Origin of the sequence: Psychrobacillus sp. NPDC096389 (genome assembly GCF_044762855.1) — a bacterium.
In the GTDB taxonomy this organism is placed as follows: domain Bacteria; phylum Bacillota; class Bacilli; order Bacillales_A; family Planococcaceae; genus Psychrobacillus.
Genome location: NZ_JBIWFB010000011.1, coordinates 26,187 through 42,235, shown reverse-complemented (window position 1 = coordinate 42,235; position 16,049 = coordinate 26,187). Strand labels below are relative to the sequence as shown.

Genomic DNA, 16,049 nt, shown 5'->3' with positions numbered 1-16,049 from the left:
ATTATTCCTTTTTTATGTAAACAGTATATTCTCATGGGGCATTGAAACCTAATTTACTACCTAAATTAATTGAAGCAATATTATTAACATCACAATCCCAACGAGGTTCAATATTATGGGAAAGACAATAATCTATAAATTGTTCAGCTACAACACTCGCTAACCCTTTTCCTCTGTAATCTGAATGAGTTATTATATCTATTTCCGCATAGTTTTTAGATTGAAAAATTGAAACTGCTTCACTAATAATCCTCTCTTTGTCCTTCACACAAAAGCCTATCCCTTTTTGTAGAAAATTCTCCATAGAACCCCAGTATTCGTTATAGTATTTTATATCAAATTCCAAACAATGTTCTATGTCATATTGGTTAATTTTTGTTACATCAAAATCATTCATACTTCTTCTTTTTCTATTTTTATATGTAATAAGATCAAAAGAGAAACCATAACGTTTTATTTTTCCCAATTCCTTATCAAAATATTTTTCAATTGCCTGATTCCAAGCAGGGTTAGTAGAAAATAATGTAAAACGTTTCTTTTGATTTAGGGAGCTCTCAAATATTTTAACTATTTTCTTAAGAAACAACTCATTAGATGGTTGGCCTGTAACATAATACAATCCTGAATCAGTTTTTATAAGCAATGATTCATACTTGATGCTATCTGCATGTACCGTTCCTTTAATAATATTATCTAATATGCTAGTTACAAATGTTGGTGCTTCTTTGATTTTCTCCTTTACTATATTAAAATCTTCTTTAGGTACCGTAATCATTTTGGTCTACCTCCATCACCGTTATTATTGTCCATTATTTTACGTACATAGGTTGGAATCATTACTACTTCGGTATGGAGATCCACAGGTTTATATGTTTGGTCAATACATTCTTCCCAATACTTGAGATGCTTCTTATCAATCCAATGTTGTGATTTCTCAACCTCTATTCCACCAGAGCCTTGAACCGAGTACCAATATAAATATTCCTCATTATTTAAGAACTCACGAAAAATTGTTTCAACATACATCTTCTCTCCCTCAAGCGTAACAAGGACATCTTCCATATGATCATTCAAGAAAGCTAACCATTCATTTACTTTTTCTGTTTTTCCTCGCTTTACCCGAAATCGTGTACATTCGACATTCATACTATCACTTCCCCTTCACCCAGTACTTCGTGCAGTCATTACTTCTTTTTCCGTGTAATCATTGTTCTCTTTAAAGAGTGATATTATATGTTGAAGTAAAATTATCTTTCGTTTTTCCTTACTAGGAAAAGTATCAATTCTTCCGTCCAATCCATTCTTAAAATATGTAGCTAACACTTTAGCTTTATTTTTCTTAGTTATCGCATATCATTCATCCACTTATATAATCCCCTTATGTATAAGTTCATACTGTTAATTTATTTGTACTTCAGATAGCCCAGTATGTATTTTTATCTACTTTAATTAACATTTCAAAAACAGAAACATGCTCTTTTTCAATATATACCTCGACTACCTTCTTTGCAGTATATAAACAATCAACTATTTTCAAAATTTCTGCACCTTTAATTCCTTAGGTACGAAATATGCATTGGTATATTTCTTCTTAAATTAATATATTCTCTATATCTAGAAAATTAACTCTCCTAACAACATTATACAAACAATATTAACTTACGTTTGTTTAATTGTAAACAGTATATATAAACGTTTGCATATGAAGTGAAATCGCAAACAAAAAGCACTTCGATAGATACATTCGAAATGCCTTTGTAAGTTAATATTATTTGAGAAAAGAAATGACACGGTTTATGCTTTACTAAGGCTATTCCTATTTGTCCTAACTATCAATCACTATCACTGTGCTTTAACTTTATAAAGAATCTTCTAACTCTTTCAATTATCAATTTATACCTTATAGAAATTACATCTTAAAAAAATCAATGAAAGGGAAGTAAAGCTTTCGTTAATGAAGTAAGAAAACTATAGCAAATTTCTAGTCGTGAACATATTAAAAATTACTTTTTGAATCCCTAAACATAACCCCCATGAAATAACTCCAACTAAAAGTGCCATGATAAAAGGAAAGGAATTTTTCAGCATCACATATACTGCTAGTAACATAACAATTGTTGCTGGTAACCCAATAATTACACCTATTGTAAAAGTTTGAATTTGGCTAACTGTTTCTCCTTGAACAGTTAACCAAAAAATACTAAGCAGACTTATTAACGGTAGTGCTGCTATAATTCCCCCGTACAAAGGAAATCTTCTAGCTAATTCCGTAACAACTGCAATGATTAAAGCTGACGTGATGAGTTTGATCCACACCATCACTTAGCTACCTCACTCAGTAAACGAAAAGCTTGTAAGACTATAGTCTTTTCCTTATCACTTAGCTTATTCAAAGCTGCTTGTAATTTTAACTCGTCTAATTCTGTGTTTTGTCTTACAACTTCTAATCCTTCTGCCGTTAACTTCAAAAATACTTTGCGTTGATCCTCTTCAGAACGTTGCTTAGTGATCCATCCATTGTTTGCGAGCTTCTTTACATGCTCTGATGCTGTATTATGCGAGACTTTTAATGCTTCTGCCAAGAAACGTACGGTCACGGTTTCTTCTTTCTGAATGATTTGCAGAATTCGTATACTTTGATGTGAGATTGTCAGTTCATGCGTTGGATGTAGATGATAGTAAATATCTGTGAAGTATTTGTTAAGTTCCATATTACACCTCTTTTATATCGTTAATCCAGATTATATCGTATTAAACGATATAAAAGCAAGGCTATTGTAATTTTTCATTTTAATGAACTACAATGGTGAAAATACAAGCTAACTTCTTATTTAACTAACTGTGACGGTAGATTAAGTGGAATATTTCACAAGGAATTTCTAGGATCTACTTGATTTGGTATAATAAATAGACCACCGAGTTGATGGTCTTGTACTAGTAAAGTGCCCAACAATTGAAAAGAAAAGTTAAAATATATTTCTAATATCTTCCCAACCATACACAAGTTCAGAAAGTTTCTTTCCTGCAATCTGAACTTCAATAGTATCTATTTTTTCGCCACCAAGTGCTTCATAGAATAGACGAGAGCTATTATCTTTCAGCACAAGAACAAGCATAGAATTAAATCTCATTTCTATAATTTCTTCAATAATTGGTTTAACCAGAGCTTTACCAATACCTTGCCCTTGAAATTCTTTTAAGATATAAATTGCATAAATCTCTCCATCAAATCCACTATATTTACCACTTCGTTCTTTACCTCCAGAAGCAAAACCAATAATTTTTCCTTCGTTATTCTCTGCTACATATACACCACCGTTGGGAATGCTATTTATCCAGATTTGTTCTCGACTCTCATAAGTCAAATTTTTTAAGTATTCATCTGGAACGATGTTGGCATAAGTTGTTCTCCAACTTTCAACGTGAACTTTCGCCATTTCTTTCGTATCTCTTAAATCTGCTTTTCGAATTGTTATAAATCCATTACTCATTGTTTCTCCCCCCTTTATAACGGATTATCTATCTAATAAATTTATTGATTAATAAAATTATAAACCACTTTTTCGCTCTTACCTGTTTGCATATTTTTTATATAATAAAAGCCATTTAGGATTTCATCATTTCCTAATACGATTACATGTGCAACGCCTTCGCGATTAGCTCTTTCCATTGCTTTATTTACTTTTTTATTGGATAATTCCACCTCTACCCGTTTGCCTTGGGAACGTAAATTTGTTGCTAGCTTAAGTGCTTCTTTTACCGTTCCTATGGGAATTATATAAATATCTATCAGCGAGCATTTGTTCACGCGTCCTAATAATTCAAATGCTAGATAAATAACATCTAATCCAAATGAAATACCTACTGTCGCAAAAGTTTTCTCAGAATTTAAAAGTCCGCCGATAGCATTGTCATACCGTCCACCGCTCCCAATACTGGAACGAATCCTACCATCAGCTAAAAAGATTTCATAAATGGTTCCTGTATATATTTCAAGACCCCTTGCCAAAAATGGGTTAAATATACACATATCTTGGATTTCAAGTGTTTCTAAATAGATCGTTAGCTCAGCTAATTCTCGTAAACCTTCCTGCACATAACTATTTTTCCGCTCCCATTGTTTGAAGCTTTGAATGGTTAATTGTCCTTTAGATTCTACAAAGTCTTTGATTTGGATCAAGCTATTGGAAGTCAATTGTAGTTGGGCTAACTCCGCCAACATAGATTCAATCGAAACTTTTTCAACCTTATCTAATACTAAAATGACCCGATTCATAACTTCTTCTGGGACTTCAAATTGTTGAAGTAAACCATACAAAAGCTTACGGTTATTAAATTGAATCTCTACATTTACATTAAGATTTTTAAAAGCATCTAAGGCCATCATCATTAATTCCGCCTCAGCAGCTTGCGATTCTACACCAACAATATCTACATCACATTGTGTAAATTCACGATAACGTCCTGCTTTAATTGGACCATCTCGAAATACTTTACCAATTTCATAACGTTTAAAGGGCATAGGAATAGTTGGATTCATCGCTACAACTTTTGCGAATGGTATCGTCAAATCGTAGCGAAGTGCAAGATCACGTTCACCACGATCAGTTAATGTATACATCTCCTGTAAAATTTCTGCGCCACCTGCATACTTAGATGCCATTAAATCTGTGTAATTTAAAATAGGCGTTTCTAAAGGTTGGCAACCATAGGCAATAAATGTGTCCTCTAATGTCCTACGAATGTTTCGTCTTACCATTTCCTGTCTTGGTAAATAATCTTGTGTTCCCCTTACGTTTTGATAATCCATTTTTTTCATCCTATTCATCCTCTTTTCTCATTTTTGGCAAATAAAAAAAATCGTCCTAACATAAGCTCCAAATAGGCTTAGTTATACGATTCAATGAGAATAGTCTTCCTATGTAGATATAAAAATATCGATAGCAAGACTAGTTAATATGATGATGTGAAGTTGTAAAAGTTAGTTTTTGAACTAGCATATGAACCCTCCTCTTATATTGCTGTAATAATACAAATATTCAAACTTCTTGTCAAGTAATTATGAAAATATTATTTAATATCAATTCTTTTTGAGGAGCCAAATCAACAAGTCATTTCTTATTTCCCTAACATGCTGCGTTATTAGAATAAGAAATGATTTGCTAAGCATTAACTTCAATAACAATTAGACAAACAGGATATAAAATTTTTAAACTTAAAAAGACAACCATTGCTGGCTGTCCAGTGTACTCACGGAATCGTTATTTTAAAGGGCTCCAACTTATATTCCTTCCATTCTATCTGACCATCTCCTCTTTGAACATCAAATTTAGCAATAGGGGTGATGGTCAATTCAGTTACATCCGTTTCAAGCGGTTCAAAGAGTTGCTTGCCGTACTTCTTACTAATTTCCTTTAAAGGTTTATTGGAAGAGTCTACTACCTCAAATTCAAATATAACGTCACGTCTATAGTTTACTTCTATATACTGGGCATCATACGAAATGAGCAGGCCAGGTGTACCCCATTCGATATCATGTATCTCGTATTTCAAGTTGTCTATTTGTTCAGATTTTGCAAGATCGATCTTATTTTCATAACGTGCTTTAACGACTTCCTTCGTAAACTCGAATAACTCTCCTTGCTTACCTTCAAATGTCATACCCAATTCAAGTGTATCAGGGTTAAAACTATAGTAATTAATGTGAAGAATTCCAGTCCAATTTGTAGGTGAACTTTCATCCGTTCTAAGTCCAGTATTCGATAAAGGCCTTCCACCTTTATAATTATGTCTAATATCAAAATAATCGTATGATACCGGCTTTTCTGAATCGACGGAAAAGCTGGCTGTTACGCGTGCATCATCGTAATAGATTTCCCCGAGCGTTATCGTAATGCCATTGATTGTTTTAGATTCTCCGGAAAACTCACTTATGCCAGCTTCCGAAACACTTTTCAATCCGACATCCCCTAAGTTCTTATATATTTGACCAATTATTGGTATAGAGGAGACGACCTGTGCCAGTGCAGGTGAAACAGATACAGATCCGATAAGAATTCCACATGCCACTACTGCAGCTCCCACACCAAGGGCAGCTTTACTCCATATAGTTTTCTTTCTCTTTAACGTCTTCTCAGTGCCTATTTTAGAAATGATTTCGTCTAACTTTTCTGTTGGAACATCGATCAAATCAAACTCTTCCTTGAATGATGGAATTTTGTCTGTCATCCTTGTATACCCCCTTCATTTTTTCCTTGAGTATAGCAATTCCTCTTCGAATATTTGTCTTAACTGTGCCTTCCGGGCAATCCAAGATAGCTGCAATTTGTTGGATTGTATAATCCTGATAATATCTTAATAACAAGACGGTCTTAAATTTCTCATCTATCTCGTTCAGAGCATTCAGTAAATCCATTTGGACGTCTGTTTCCACCATTTCTTCAGCGGGAATATTGTCCCACATTTCTTTGTTTATAAATACGACTCGCTTCTTTTTGCGTAGAGTGGAAATGGATGTATTAATTAATATTCTAATAATCCATGTCGAAAAATACCGATCGTTTTTTAACTTCGCGATTGACTTAAAAGCGAGATAAACGGTTTCCTGAAAAACCTCCAAAGCATCTTCCTCATTGCGCATGTAAATAAAAGCCATCTTATATAGTTTTTCTTTTTCCAAATGGATCAACTGTTGAAAAGCAATTGCATCCCCTTTTTTAGCTTTGACTATTAATTTCAACTTCTCTTTCACCATCGTCCCCCCTTCCTTTGTTATCAGTTAGATAAACGACCGGCATATTTCGTTTCAACTTTTTTCAATTTAAGAAACTTACCACTGGATACTTTCTTTTTTTAATGAAGACCATGTTTACTTTCTTATTCGGGAAAAATTACAATCTCTTTTATGAAAGTTTTGTCCCCCGTTCAATAAATAAAGGCTACCCATAGAGGTAGCCACCTTTAAACTAAAGTACTATTCACTGAATAAGCAGTATTAATCAGCTATACTTTTATATTCCTAATCATCTTCTTGATTGCAATATTCATCATAGATCAGTTTCATTGTCTCCATAATTATTTCATCTGCTAATTTCTCTTCATATCGATTTGGTAACTCCTTTGCCCCCAAAACAAATAATAATGGATTTTTGGAAAACTCACCCATTATCCCGATATCTATTACTACATTATCTAATCCACCAGTCATATGATTTAAGAAATGGCTTGGTACTCCTTCTATATCACCTCGTTGCCTAACTAAACCATTAATAACCGGAATCCAGAGCTCAGGATTAGTTTTGTACCCATGATAAATTAAATGTAAAAGTTCTAATATCTCTCTCAATTCACCCTTGTTATCTAAATCTCTTGGATTTTGAGTAATATGTATATTTTTAAAATAGGTTTTTACTTTTTGATTTATCATTTCCCATCCACCACAAAATTGAACAATTCTGTCGGCTACAAAACTATCATGACAGGCTACCATCACTTCTACCGCATCTCGAAGTGCTAATTTTGCTCTATTTTGAAAGTGAGGATACACTTCGTTACTATCCTCTTTTGGATTTAAAGTTACATCTTCCACCATATCAGTCCAGTTATAGTGCCCTTCATCAACCAATTTTGCAATACAAAAGGCAATTGCAACTTTTGCTGCAGAAGCAAGAGGAACTAATAAACCTTTGTTTAATGATAATAGTGTATCTTTACTTGCAGAAGAATAAATGATTATTCCCACTTCACCTGACTCTAATTCCTTTATTTTCTTGAGAACTTTCTCCACTTCCAAACCCCTCGTTTCACTATTCTCTAATTAGTTATTCTCAATAAACTTGTCTTTGTTTAACAGAAGCACCCGATTGCACAGGTAAATTTAGTCGCTGAATTCCTTAAAAAGAGTTTCCAATTCAGACACATCATACATATCCTTATCACTAATGAATTTTTCAATATCAACTGTACCATCTTCCAAAAACTCTATTTCCCATCGTTGCCCTGGTACAGCTACATCTACCATAATAGCTTCAGTTCTAACTTTATTTAGCTTATAAAAAATATTATTGTCATCTAACTTATTTAGAAAGGCAATAAATTCTTTTAATTCCATAATAACGTCCCTATCCCTTATTCTATTTTAATCACTTTTCTTGTTGCATTGAACCGTCGCATCAATTTAAGTGTACCATTTCACATTAGATCGCCGAAACCTTTCTTATGTTTTAGATATAAAAAAAGACCATCGAAATGATGGACTTGTTTAACTAAAGAATTTCCTTTGGGTAAATAAAAAACTAAATAAACAGTTGATCAAGTAATCCTATAAACAGGATTGATAATATAACAATTGGTAGCGAAATCATTATCTTATTTCGAAACATAATATTCTCAAATCGCCTATACATTTTATTTAACAATTGATAAACAATTATTACGATTAGTAAACTTATACATATTGCTATTAAATCAACAGAATTAAATGGTTTGCTAATATATTTATCAAGAGGAATGTTAATAATAAAAAGTGCTGTAAATAAGATGAATTGATAAATACAAAATCTAATATAATTCAAAGGTGATTACTCCTCGCCTTTTGCCTTTTCTACACAAACTCTATACCAAAAAAGAAGCTGGCGCAAAACATTCTAATAAAGAGGAATTTTGAACAATTATCTTTGCTTATAAATTGTTCAGATTTACATCTCTTCATCAATATTTTGTACCAGCTTTATTCATGTTCAAGCCAAATGATTTTAGCCTGTATATTGTATCATCTGAGTGATAACTAACGTGACGATGCCAATTGCTGAAAATACTAGGAATAGTGGCATATAGAAACGAATCCATTTTTGCCAAGATACGCCGGCGATTACAAGTGCAGCCATAAAGTAACCAGAAGTCGGGAATAGAATATGGGCAAACCCATCTCCGAGCTGGAACGCAAGCACAGCTGTCTGTCTAGTCACGCCGATAATATCTGCAAGTGGCCCCATAATCGGCATCGTTACTAATGCTTGTCCGCTTCCGGATGGGATAATAAAGTTAATAGTCAGCTGTACCAGATACATTCCTACTGCACCAAGAACAGATGGCATCTCCCCCACCAGTGAGCCCAAGCTGTAAACGATCGTATCCATAATTTGACCGTCTTCCAACACAACAGCGACAGAACGGGCAAGACCAATAATAATCGCTCCCATGAGCACTTCACGGAATCCTTCTGTAAAGGCGTTAGAAATCTGGGTTGCGTTCAGTCCGGCAATCAGGCCAACTACGATCCCCATAAAGATAAACAGACCAGCCATCTCTACCATGAACCATCCGAGCTTTAACACACCAAACACTAACATACCAAGGAAGAGAAGAGCTACAACCGAAGCATATTTTTGTCTTGCGTTCATACTTTTCGCTTCAATTTTTTCTTTTTGTCTGTAAAGTTCTCTTTTTTCTTGGTCATCTTCATAAACATAGCTGTTTAAAGGATTCTTCTGTACCTTTTTTGCATAGCGCATGATGAAATAGATTCCAACCGATATACAAACAACAAAAAGAATTAGACGCATTTCCAATCCTGAAAAAACAGGGATACCTACAATTTTTTGCGATAATCCGACGTTGATCGGGTTTAAAACCCCCGTAGTAAATCCTACTACCGTACCGACAAGCGCAATCGAAGCAGCCACAATGGAATCATAACCTAACGCAATAATTAATGGCATAATAACAGGAATATAAACGAGCGAAAGTTCAGGTGTTCCGATTAAAGTTGCTCCAATCGCAAATACTGTTGTTAAAATCGGGATCAGCAAAATACTTTTTTTGGCAAATCGGTTGGCTAGTCTGTCTACAACTACTTCAATTATTCCAGTTGTCTTCAGCACCATAAACATACCACCGATAATAAAGGTGAAAAATACAATTTCCCCAGCATCAATTAGTCCCCGCGGAATTACAGTAAGGAAATCTGCTATACCAATTGGTGCAGATTCCACATATGAAAATGAGTTCGGATCAATCGCTGTTCTTCCGTCAGGACCTGGCACGCGCTCAAATTGACCTGCTGGAATAAAATAAGTCGAAATCGCCGCAAGTGCACTGAATATAAATAAGATGACATAAATATGCGGAAGTTGAAACTTCTTCTTTTTTATATTTTTTTCATTCTCCATTTGAAACCTCCATTAAGTTAATTTATACAGACGAATGGATCGATTGTTTTATTATCTAACACTTTAAAGTGTTAGCCTGTATTAAATGCTTATTATACAAGCTATTCACGCTTGTGTCGTTAGACCATATAGCCAATTAAATGTTGCTTCATTGTTAATGAGACACAATGAATATTTCTGCTTTGTTAACACTGCACAACCAAATGTGCACTATTTTCATTAAATTATGGAAATTCAGTCGTTTATCAACAAATAAAGTTTATTTAACAAAAAAGCACTAACCCTTCATAGATTAATGCCCCTTGAGTTTTTTAAAGTATTCAATTTATAACAGTCTTAATTAACTAAAGCAACCATTAGCACAATAAAAAGGACCAAAGAGGTCCTTTTTATTGTGCTGTCAATCTTAAACATTTTTGATAACTGCCATTTCCTTACCGAACCTATCACCATTATCGATAAAGCCCAAACTTGAGTATAAATTATGTGCTCCTAAATTTTCAGGATGATAACCTACAACAATTTTTTTCGCATCAGGTAATTTAGCCATTTCTAAAATCATTAACTTAGTTGCAGCTTTACCTATACCTTTGCCTTGAAATTTCTTATCCACCATTATTCTATATATCCAATAACCATCCAGTTCTTCTTGAACTGAATTGTACATTAGAAAACCAACTATCTCATCTGCAACATAGATAGCATATGGCTTTAATGAAGTTTCAAACTTTGACTGAGCTATTGATACGGCATTGGGTTCCATATATTCTTTCTGTTCTGTTGATACTTCTAATTCACAACAGTCGTACCAGTTCTCTGCATTTAATTCTACAATTTTCACATTTTCTAAACTCATAATTTTCCCCTTTCATTATTCGGGGAAACGCTAAACAACTTTGTTAATTAGTCGTTATCCCCTTGTAATCTTTCACCATACTAGTTCTATTATTTGTCATAATGAACGCCTCCTTTAACAACTATGTCCTAAAATTACATCGATTAATTTTTAGACTTTATTATTATACTATTTTTCTCCATAAAATTCCTTCTCAAATTAGTTTTACTATCTTATTTAACTAATCTGTCTCCTTCATTTAATTCTAGCATTTCACAATGATTAGCCAAAATCTACTCGGTGCTTTAGACCTGAAATTAGACCATCATATGATGGTCTAAGAGTTTACTAGTATCGTAGTGCAAACATGGGGACCCTTCAATCCACTCTCACTCTTTGGGATGAAGAAATACAAGGATCTTACCATCCTGAACATCATTAGAATAGCGTTCAGCTTCATCATCTGGGATTCCAATTTCCATAAGAGCATGTTTCAATCCTCCAGCACCAGAGCTGGCCCCTACGACTGCTCCCCCAATTGTTGTAATAATAGGACCTGCAGCCAACACAGCACCAAATCCAGGGATTAATACAGCGGATAACCCTGCTAACACTCCCGCTATGCCAATTGCTCCCCCAGTTAGAGCTCCTGCAATGGCTCCATCCATAGTGGTGGGTTTTACTTCCTGTGTGATCTCTGATAGTTCTTTTATATTTTTAGCAATAACTGAAATATCCTCCGTTGTATAACCCTTCCCTTTTAATTCTTCCACAACTTCAACCGCTTGTTGTTCATTTTCGTATACGCCAATAACATGATTCTTCATTAAAAATTACCTCCTACTTGCTTCAACTATGTATTCTTTACCCGTTTTCAAGTTTTTCTAGACATATTTCAGCTTTTAGTTTCACCAATTAACTCTATAAGCAAGTAAAAAACACCTTAACCCCTTATATATTTGGGATTTTAGGTGTTGTTATTAATGAGGTTGATCATGTTAATAGCAGTAATTACTTTTATACCTTTCCCTTCGCATATAACCCAGTCATCATTCATAAACAGCGTTCTTTCTTTTAACCTACTTTAATGCCAAATGCTATCCATCTTCCATCTATATCTTCCACTACAAATTCTTTATTATTGTAATCAGTATTTTCTATTTTACGGATGATTTTCACATTGGAATTGATTAACTCTTCTAGAAGTTTCTCTTGATCCTTTGTGATAAAGTACGCATCATACCCGTAGCCATATAGTTCTCTATTTGGAATTACATGTTGACCGTTAGTTCTAGTTAAGATAATCTCTGTTGTATCACGATACAGACAAATATGAGGTTCATTTGCATCCAAATACTGTACAGCTTTAAATCCCAATTTTCGTTCATAAAAATCAGCAGTTTTTACTATGTCTGATGTTGGAAATATACAGTGCGAAGCTATTAAAAGGTTCTTCACTTTTCTTTCTCCTCTTAAAAATTTGTTTTTTATTCCTATACCGCGTTAGTTCGATAAGAACAGAAATAACACTTTCTATTAGTAAACTTTTTATTTTTTTATATTATTAAATCGGAAGATAAGTTTAGATCCATCGAATGTTTCTCCTTCTTCCTCAACGTAAGCTCCATTCGTGTAATTTGAAATTGTTTTCCTCCAAAACTTTTGCCCAACTATATTTTCTTTTAATGGATTAGTAAACAACTCCCAATTCCCTTTGAATTGATCAAATACAATATTTGCTACTCTTTCAGCAATACCTTTCCCTCGTAATGATTGGATTAAAAAGAATTCATTAACAAAATAATCAATACCGTTATTACAATGTGGTGGAGTCGCTATTAGCATAAATCCTACAGGTATCCCATCTACTAAAACTAAATAAGGGAATAAAATATCTGGCTTTTCCCACCAGATATTTTGAACTTCATACTGGTCGTTTAACGTTCGAATATCATCATTATCCTCGTAAATCCCATGAACATTTGGGACTCTGCCGTAATGTCCTGATAAGTCATACAAGTACAAGGGGTATAAGTTTTTGATAATATATGCTTCATTATTATCAGTTAATTGTATATCAATTTTCATCGATTCTTCCTCCAGGGATAGTAGTAGGTATAAAAATTTCTTTCATCACTCTCCTGAAACATAGTTCTAATAATGATCGGATAATTGAACAAATTCGTTACTTGTTCTCCTAAGCTATACTGTAATGATACTGAAAACAATCCAGTGAATATATATAATGAATGATTATAAACTAAACTTTATACAAAAAAGTCACATCAGATTTAATCCAATGTGACACATACAAACTATTTTTTGGAGTAGACAATTTTTTTAATACTATCGCGAGAAAGAAAGAATCGATCTGAAAGTTGGTCTATCTTTAGACCAGCTGAAAATAGTTGACGGATATCATCGTTTCTATTATTCAAATAAGTTTTACTCCCAGAATTTTCGCCCCATTTTTTCCGTAATCCCTTAGAAATAGGGACGTAAACCATTTCTCCATTTACATACTTCTGTATTTCATTCAGTAATTCTACCGGAAAGATGTTTTCTGCATTTACATATTTCATGTTAGATTCGCTCCTTAAAATAGATGAAATTTTTAAGGTAGCAAAGTCATTACTATAAACATTCATCACTTTACAGGCGGAAACCAATTTCTAGCTCCATACAAACTTCCACCTTGTTTACAGAATACACTTTGCATAGAGCGAACCTTTAAACTTCTCATAATTCTTGTCATAGTGGACCTCCTTTCTTTACCTAATCAAAACGTAATAACATTCCTATTAATTTCTATAAAGAATTTCCGATATCCATCTCAGTAAAAGACTAAATCCACGTCTCCTAATTACATGTTCATAAATAAGTTACTCAACAATCTAATCGAAGAAGTTTTGAATTCATTCTGTTACTTCTTTTGGATTCCGCCTGCCAGTTAAGAACCCTAAAATAAGTCCTATTAATAAGAAGCTAAACCCATTCGAAGAAAAATCCTTTGTAAAAACTCCCCATATAAACCATCCTATCAAAGAACCCAATATTAAATAAAATAGCCCCTTCATTCTCCAACCCCCTGAATATGTTAATTAAATTCACCACTCTTCTTCTAAACTCCTTTTTGTGCCTTATTGCGCGGTAGTTTAAGAGAAACCGCACACAATAGATTGACGAAACTTATTTTACTCTTATATTTATCCTAACAAAATGATGGTCATGTTTAACTAAAGCAACCGTTATTTAAGTAAGAAATAAAAAAATAGATATAGCAAGTATAACCATTGAGAAAGCGAACTATTGTCCTTATAACTAACCTGCTCAGTTAGTTGATTAAGGAATTTCATTTCAGGTCCGAAACTTTACCAAAAAACATCTTATTTTTACTAAAATCTATAAGACTTCCTACCAATAAACAACTCCCTAAATGAATAAAATACGCCCATTTTGTATAGTGAAATATAGCACTATTTGTTTCTTGCAATTGCAATTCATTGTCGATAATAAAGCTAAAACCGTTCTGAAACAGAGTATCTAATACTGGATTTGACATTAGAAATGGATTTATAAATTTAATTCCAATAAAATCAAAAAGTACCGATACAATTGCGATTATGCCAAATACCAAAGTAATACTAAACAGTTTTATTTTTCTTTTCATTCGACAACTCCTTCTTTATGTCTTCAATGATCAGCAAAGTTTCCCTATTAATTCATCAGCCTTCATACATATTTATATTCAACTATTGAATCCATTGCATTACGAACAGTTTTTGTTCTTTCGCATTTGAAATTGCAAGTATGTAGCTATTGTCTTCTTCCAATTTATAAAAGTATTTATCCTTATGATTGTACGTCACTGGATTATCTTGAAACAATACTGGTAGATTCTGCAAATCCTTATTTATACTAGCCGTATCTTTTTGAAATTTTTTAAGGTGTATTAAAACAGTATCAAAGGATTCTTCATCAATAGTAACCCAACCATCTTTCTCCTTTAACTTCTCTTCAATTGATCTATATTTAAGAATATGAAAAGATTCTCCTTCACTTGAAAAACCATTTCTTGTATCAAATATTGTTTCTATCTTAAGTGGTCTGGGCACTCCAAATCCCCAATTCAATTTCCATTCAGTATTTTGTGAAATATAATTCCAATTAAATAAGACAAATCCTATTAATAATAAAGGCAATATAATCCATAAGAATGTTTTCTTTTTCAATAAAATCTCCCTTTATACTGAAATAATAAGCCAACTTTCAAGTTTATTTCATAGTAGAGATATCAGGATCGAATAAGATTTTTATTCCTCAGTTTTACTAATCAACTCAAAAATATAGTTATAATCAAACGTAGAATCGACAATTTTATAATATCCTTCTCGCTTGAACCCTGAATTAGCAGAACTAATATAAAGGACAGTAGGGTCGTCTATATATATATCCTTGATAAATATCTCTTCGGATTCAGTGAACTTTAACACCCCTGTTAAATAGGTATCATGTTCTTTGTCAGAAATCATCTTCTGAGCCTTCTTGTCTTTTAAAGGTATTAATTTTAGATCGCTAAGATATTCCAAAACTAAATCACAAGTATCCGGCTCATGGCATTTTACACTGACTGATTCACCATTAGGAAGATTTTGCGTAATATGAAAGTCAACCATGGATTCAGATACATACTCTTTAATAGGATTGAAAGGAATTTGATAATAGATGAAATTCTGATACAAATATATTGATAATAAAGCAATAGCTATTGCAAAGACTAAATACTTGATTTTATTCATCATAATTACCAGTTCCTTTCGTGTTATCCTTATTGCTATAAAATAGTTGAAGCAAAATATCAATTAAACGAAAACTCATACCCTATGTAGTTGAAAAAGTTGCTGAATCCTATATTTTCTGCATTTCTTTCATTGATTGAAATATTTCTGACCATCGTTCGTCAAATTTAGATACTTCTAAATTGGAATCCGTCAACCTTGGTTCTCCTTTTATCTTGTTCTAAGATTAAAATGCTGCGTTAAATA

Annotated in this window: 21 protein-coding genes; all 21 read right to left on the bottom strand. The window is 33.2% G+C overall.

Annotation, left to right across the window (positions count from 1 at the left end):
- Positions 1 to 31: 31 nt before the first annotated feature.
- The 21 genes from ACIQ38_RS20630 to ACIQ38_RS20530 all read right to left on the bottom strand — a co-directional run bounded on the left by ACIQ38_RS20630 (position 32) and on the right by ACIQ38_RS20530 (position 15,806).
- The gene (locus ACIQ38_RS20630; protein ID WP_402827716.1) at positions 32 to 775 is read right to left on the bottom strand and encodes a GNAT family N-acetyltransferase; all 744 of its coding nucleotides are present in this window, start codon (positions 773 to 775) and stop codon (positions 32 to 34) included.
- Positions 772 to 1,146, bottom strand: a complete 375-nt coding sequence (locus tag ACIQ38_RS20625; RefSeq protein WP_402827713.1) for a DUF6176 family protein — start codon at positions 1,144 to 1,146, stop codon at positions 772 to 774. The genes ACIQ38_RS20630 and ACIQ38_RS20625 overlap by 4 nt, the downstream gene beginning before the upstream one ends.
- Before the next feature lie 15 nt (positions 1,147 to 1,161).
- Positions 1,162 to 1,323, bottom strand: coding sequence for a DUF2087 domain-containing protein (locus tag ACIQ38_RS20620; RefSeq protein WP_402827710.1), 162 nt, complete (start codon positions 1,321 to 1,323; stop codon positions 1,162 to 1,164).
- Positions 1,324 to 1,968: 645 nt separating this feature from the next.
- Positions 1,969 to 2,322: a DUF3147 family protein gene (locus ACIQ38_RS20615; RefSeq protein WP_402827707.1), complete on the bottom strand. Its 354-nt coding sequence runs from the start codon at positions 2,320 to 2,322 to the stop codon at positions 1,969 to 1,971.
- The gene (locus ACIQ38_RS20610) at positions 2,319 to 2,711 is read right to left on the bottom strand and encodes a MarR family winged helix-turn-helix transcriptional regulator (protein WP_402827704.1); all 393 of its coding nucleotides are present in this window, start codon (positions 2,709 to 2,711) and stop codon (positions 2,319 to 2,321) included. The genes ACIQ38_RS20615 and ACIQ38_RS20610 overlap by 4 nt, the downstream gene beginning before the upstream one ends.
- A gap of 255 nt (positions 2,712 to 2,966) precedes the next feature.
- Positions 2,967 to 3,491: a GNAT family N-acetyltransferase gene (locus tag ACIQ38_RS20605; RefSeq protein ID WP_402827701.1), complete on the bottom strand. Its 525-nt coding sequence runs from the start codon at positions 3,489 to 3,491 to the stop codon at positions 2,967 to 2,969.
- A 41-nt stretch (positions 3,492 to 3,532) separates the two neighbouring features.
- Positions 3,533 to 4,819, bottom strand: coding sequence for a histidine--tRNA ligase (locus ACIQ38_RS20600; protein ID WP_402827698.1), 1,287 nt, complete (start codon positions 4,817 to 4,819; stop codon positions 3,533 to 3,535).
- Positions 4,820 to 5,250: 431 nt separating this feature from the next.
- Positions 5,251 to 6,228 (bottom strand): DUF4179 domain-containing protein, encoded by a 978-nt coding sequence (locus ACIQ38_RS20595; protein WP_402827695.1) that lies wholly within the window; start codon positions 6,226 to 6,228, stop codon positions 5,251 to 5,253.
- Positions 6,191 to 6,751: a sigma-70 family RNA polymerase sigma factor gene (locus tag ACIQ38_RS20590; RefSeq protein ID WP_402827692.1), complete on the bottom strand. Its 561-nt coding sequence runs from the start codon at positions 6,749 to 6,751 to the stop codon at positions 6,191 to 6,193. The genes ACIQ38_RS20595 and ACIQ38_RS20590 overlap by 38 nt, the downstream gene beginning before the upstream one ends.
- A 267-nt stretch (positions 6,752 to 7,018) precedes the next feature.
- The gene (locus ACIQ38_RS20585) at positions 7,019 to 7,786 is read right to left on the bottom strand and encodes a serine hydrolase (protein WP_402827689.1); all 768 of its coding nucleotides are present in this window, start codon (positions 7,784 to 7,786) and stop codon (positions 7,019 to 7,021) included.
- A 90-nt stretch (positions 7,787 to 7,876) separates the two neighbouring features.
- A complete protein-coding gene (locus ACIQ38_RS20580) occupies positions 7,877 to 8,110 on the bottom strand; it encodes a hypothetical protein (protein WP_402827686.1) in 234 nt (77 codons plus the stop codon).
- Positions 8,111 to 8,753: 643 nt separating this feature from the next.
- Positions 8,754 to 10,169: a YfcC family protein gene (locus tag ACIQ38_RS20575; RefSeq protein WP_402827683.1), complete on the bottom strand. Its 1,416-nt coding sequence runs from the start codon at positions 10,167 to 10,169 to the stop codon at positions 8,754 to 8,756.
- 406 nt (positions 10,170 to 10,575) lie between these two features.
- On the bottom strand, positions 10,576 to 11,025 hold the full coding sequence (locus ACIQ38_RS20570) for a GNAT family N-acetyltransferase (protein ID WP_402827680.1): 450 nt from the start codon (positions 11,023 to 11,025) through the stop codon (positions 10,576 to 10,578).
- A 368-nt stretch (positions 11,026 to 11,393) separates the two neighbouring features.
- The gene (locus ACIQ38_RS20565; protein WP_402827677.1) at positions 11,394 to 11,831 is read right to left on the bottom strand and encodes a YflT domain-containing protein; all 438 of its coding nucleotides are present in this window, start codon (positions 11,829 to 11,831) and stop codon (positions 11,394 to 11,396) included.
- A gap of 247 nt (positions 11,832 to 12,078) precedes the next feature.
- A complete protein-coding gene (locus tag ACIQ38_RS20560; protein WP_402827674.1) occupies positions 12,079 to 12,462 on the bottom strand; it encodes a VOC family protein in 384 nt (127 codons plus the stop codon).
- Positions 12,463 to 12,552: 90 nt separating this feature from the next.
- Positions 12,553 to 13,092 (bottom strand): GNAT family N-acetyltransferase, encoded by a 540-nt coding sequence (locus ACIQ38_RS20555; RefSeq protein WP_402827671.1) that lies wholly within the window; start codon positions 13,090 to 13,092, stop codon positions 12,553 to 12,555.
- Between the two features lie 227 nt (positions 13,093 to 13,319).
- Positions 13,320 to 13,586 (bottom strand): CD3324 family protein, encoded by a 267-nt coding sequence (locus ACIQ38_RS20550; RefSeq protein WP_402827668.1) that lies wholly within the window; start codon positions 13,584 to 13,586, stop codon positions 13,320 to 13,322.
- Between the two features lie 333 nt (positions 13,587 to 13,919).
- Positions 13,920 to 14,081: a tRNA U-34 5-methylaminomethyl-2-thiouridine biosynthesis protein gene (locus ACIQ38_RS20545; protein WP_402827665.1), complete on the bottom strand. Its 162-nt coding sequence runs from the start codon at positions 14,079 to 14,081 to the stop codon at positions 13,920 to 13,922.
- Positions 14,082 to 14,356: 275 nt separating this feature from the next.
- Positions 14,357 to 14,674 carry a hypothetical protein gene (locus ACIQ38_RS20540; protein WP_402827663.1) on the bottom strand — a complete coding sequence of 106 codons (318 nt, stop codon included), beginning with the start codon at positions 14,672 to 14,674 and terminating at the stop codon, positions 14,357 to 14,359.
- 82 nt (positions 14,675 to 14,756) lie between these two features.
- Entirely contained in the window at positions 14,757 to 15,236 is a 480-nt protein-coding gene (locus ACIQ38_RS20535) for a hypothetical protein (protein ID WP_402827660.1), read from the bottom strand.
- A gap of 81 nt (positions 15,237 to 15,317) precedes the next feature.
- Complete coding sequence (locus ACIQ38_RS20530) at positions 15,318 to 15,806, bottom strand: hypothetical protein (RefSeq protein WP_402827658.1); 489 nt, start codon at positions 15,804 to 15,806, stop codon at positions 15,318 to 15,320.
- Positions 15,807 to 16,049 lie beyond the last annotated feature (243 nt).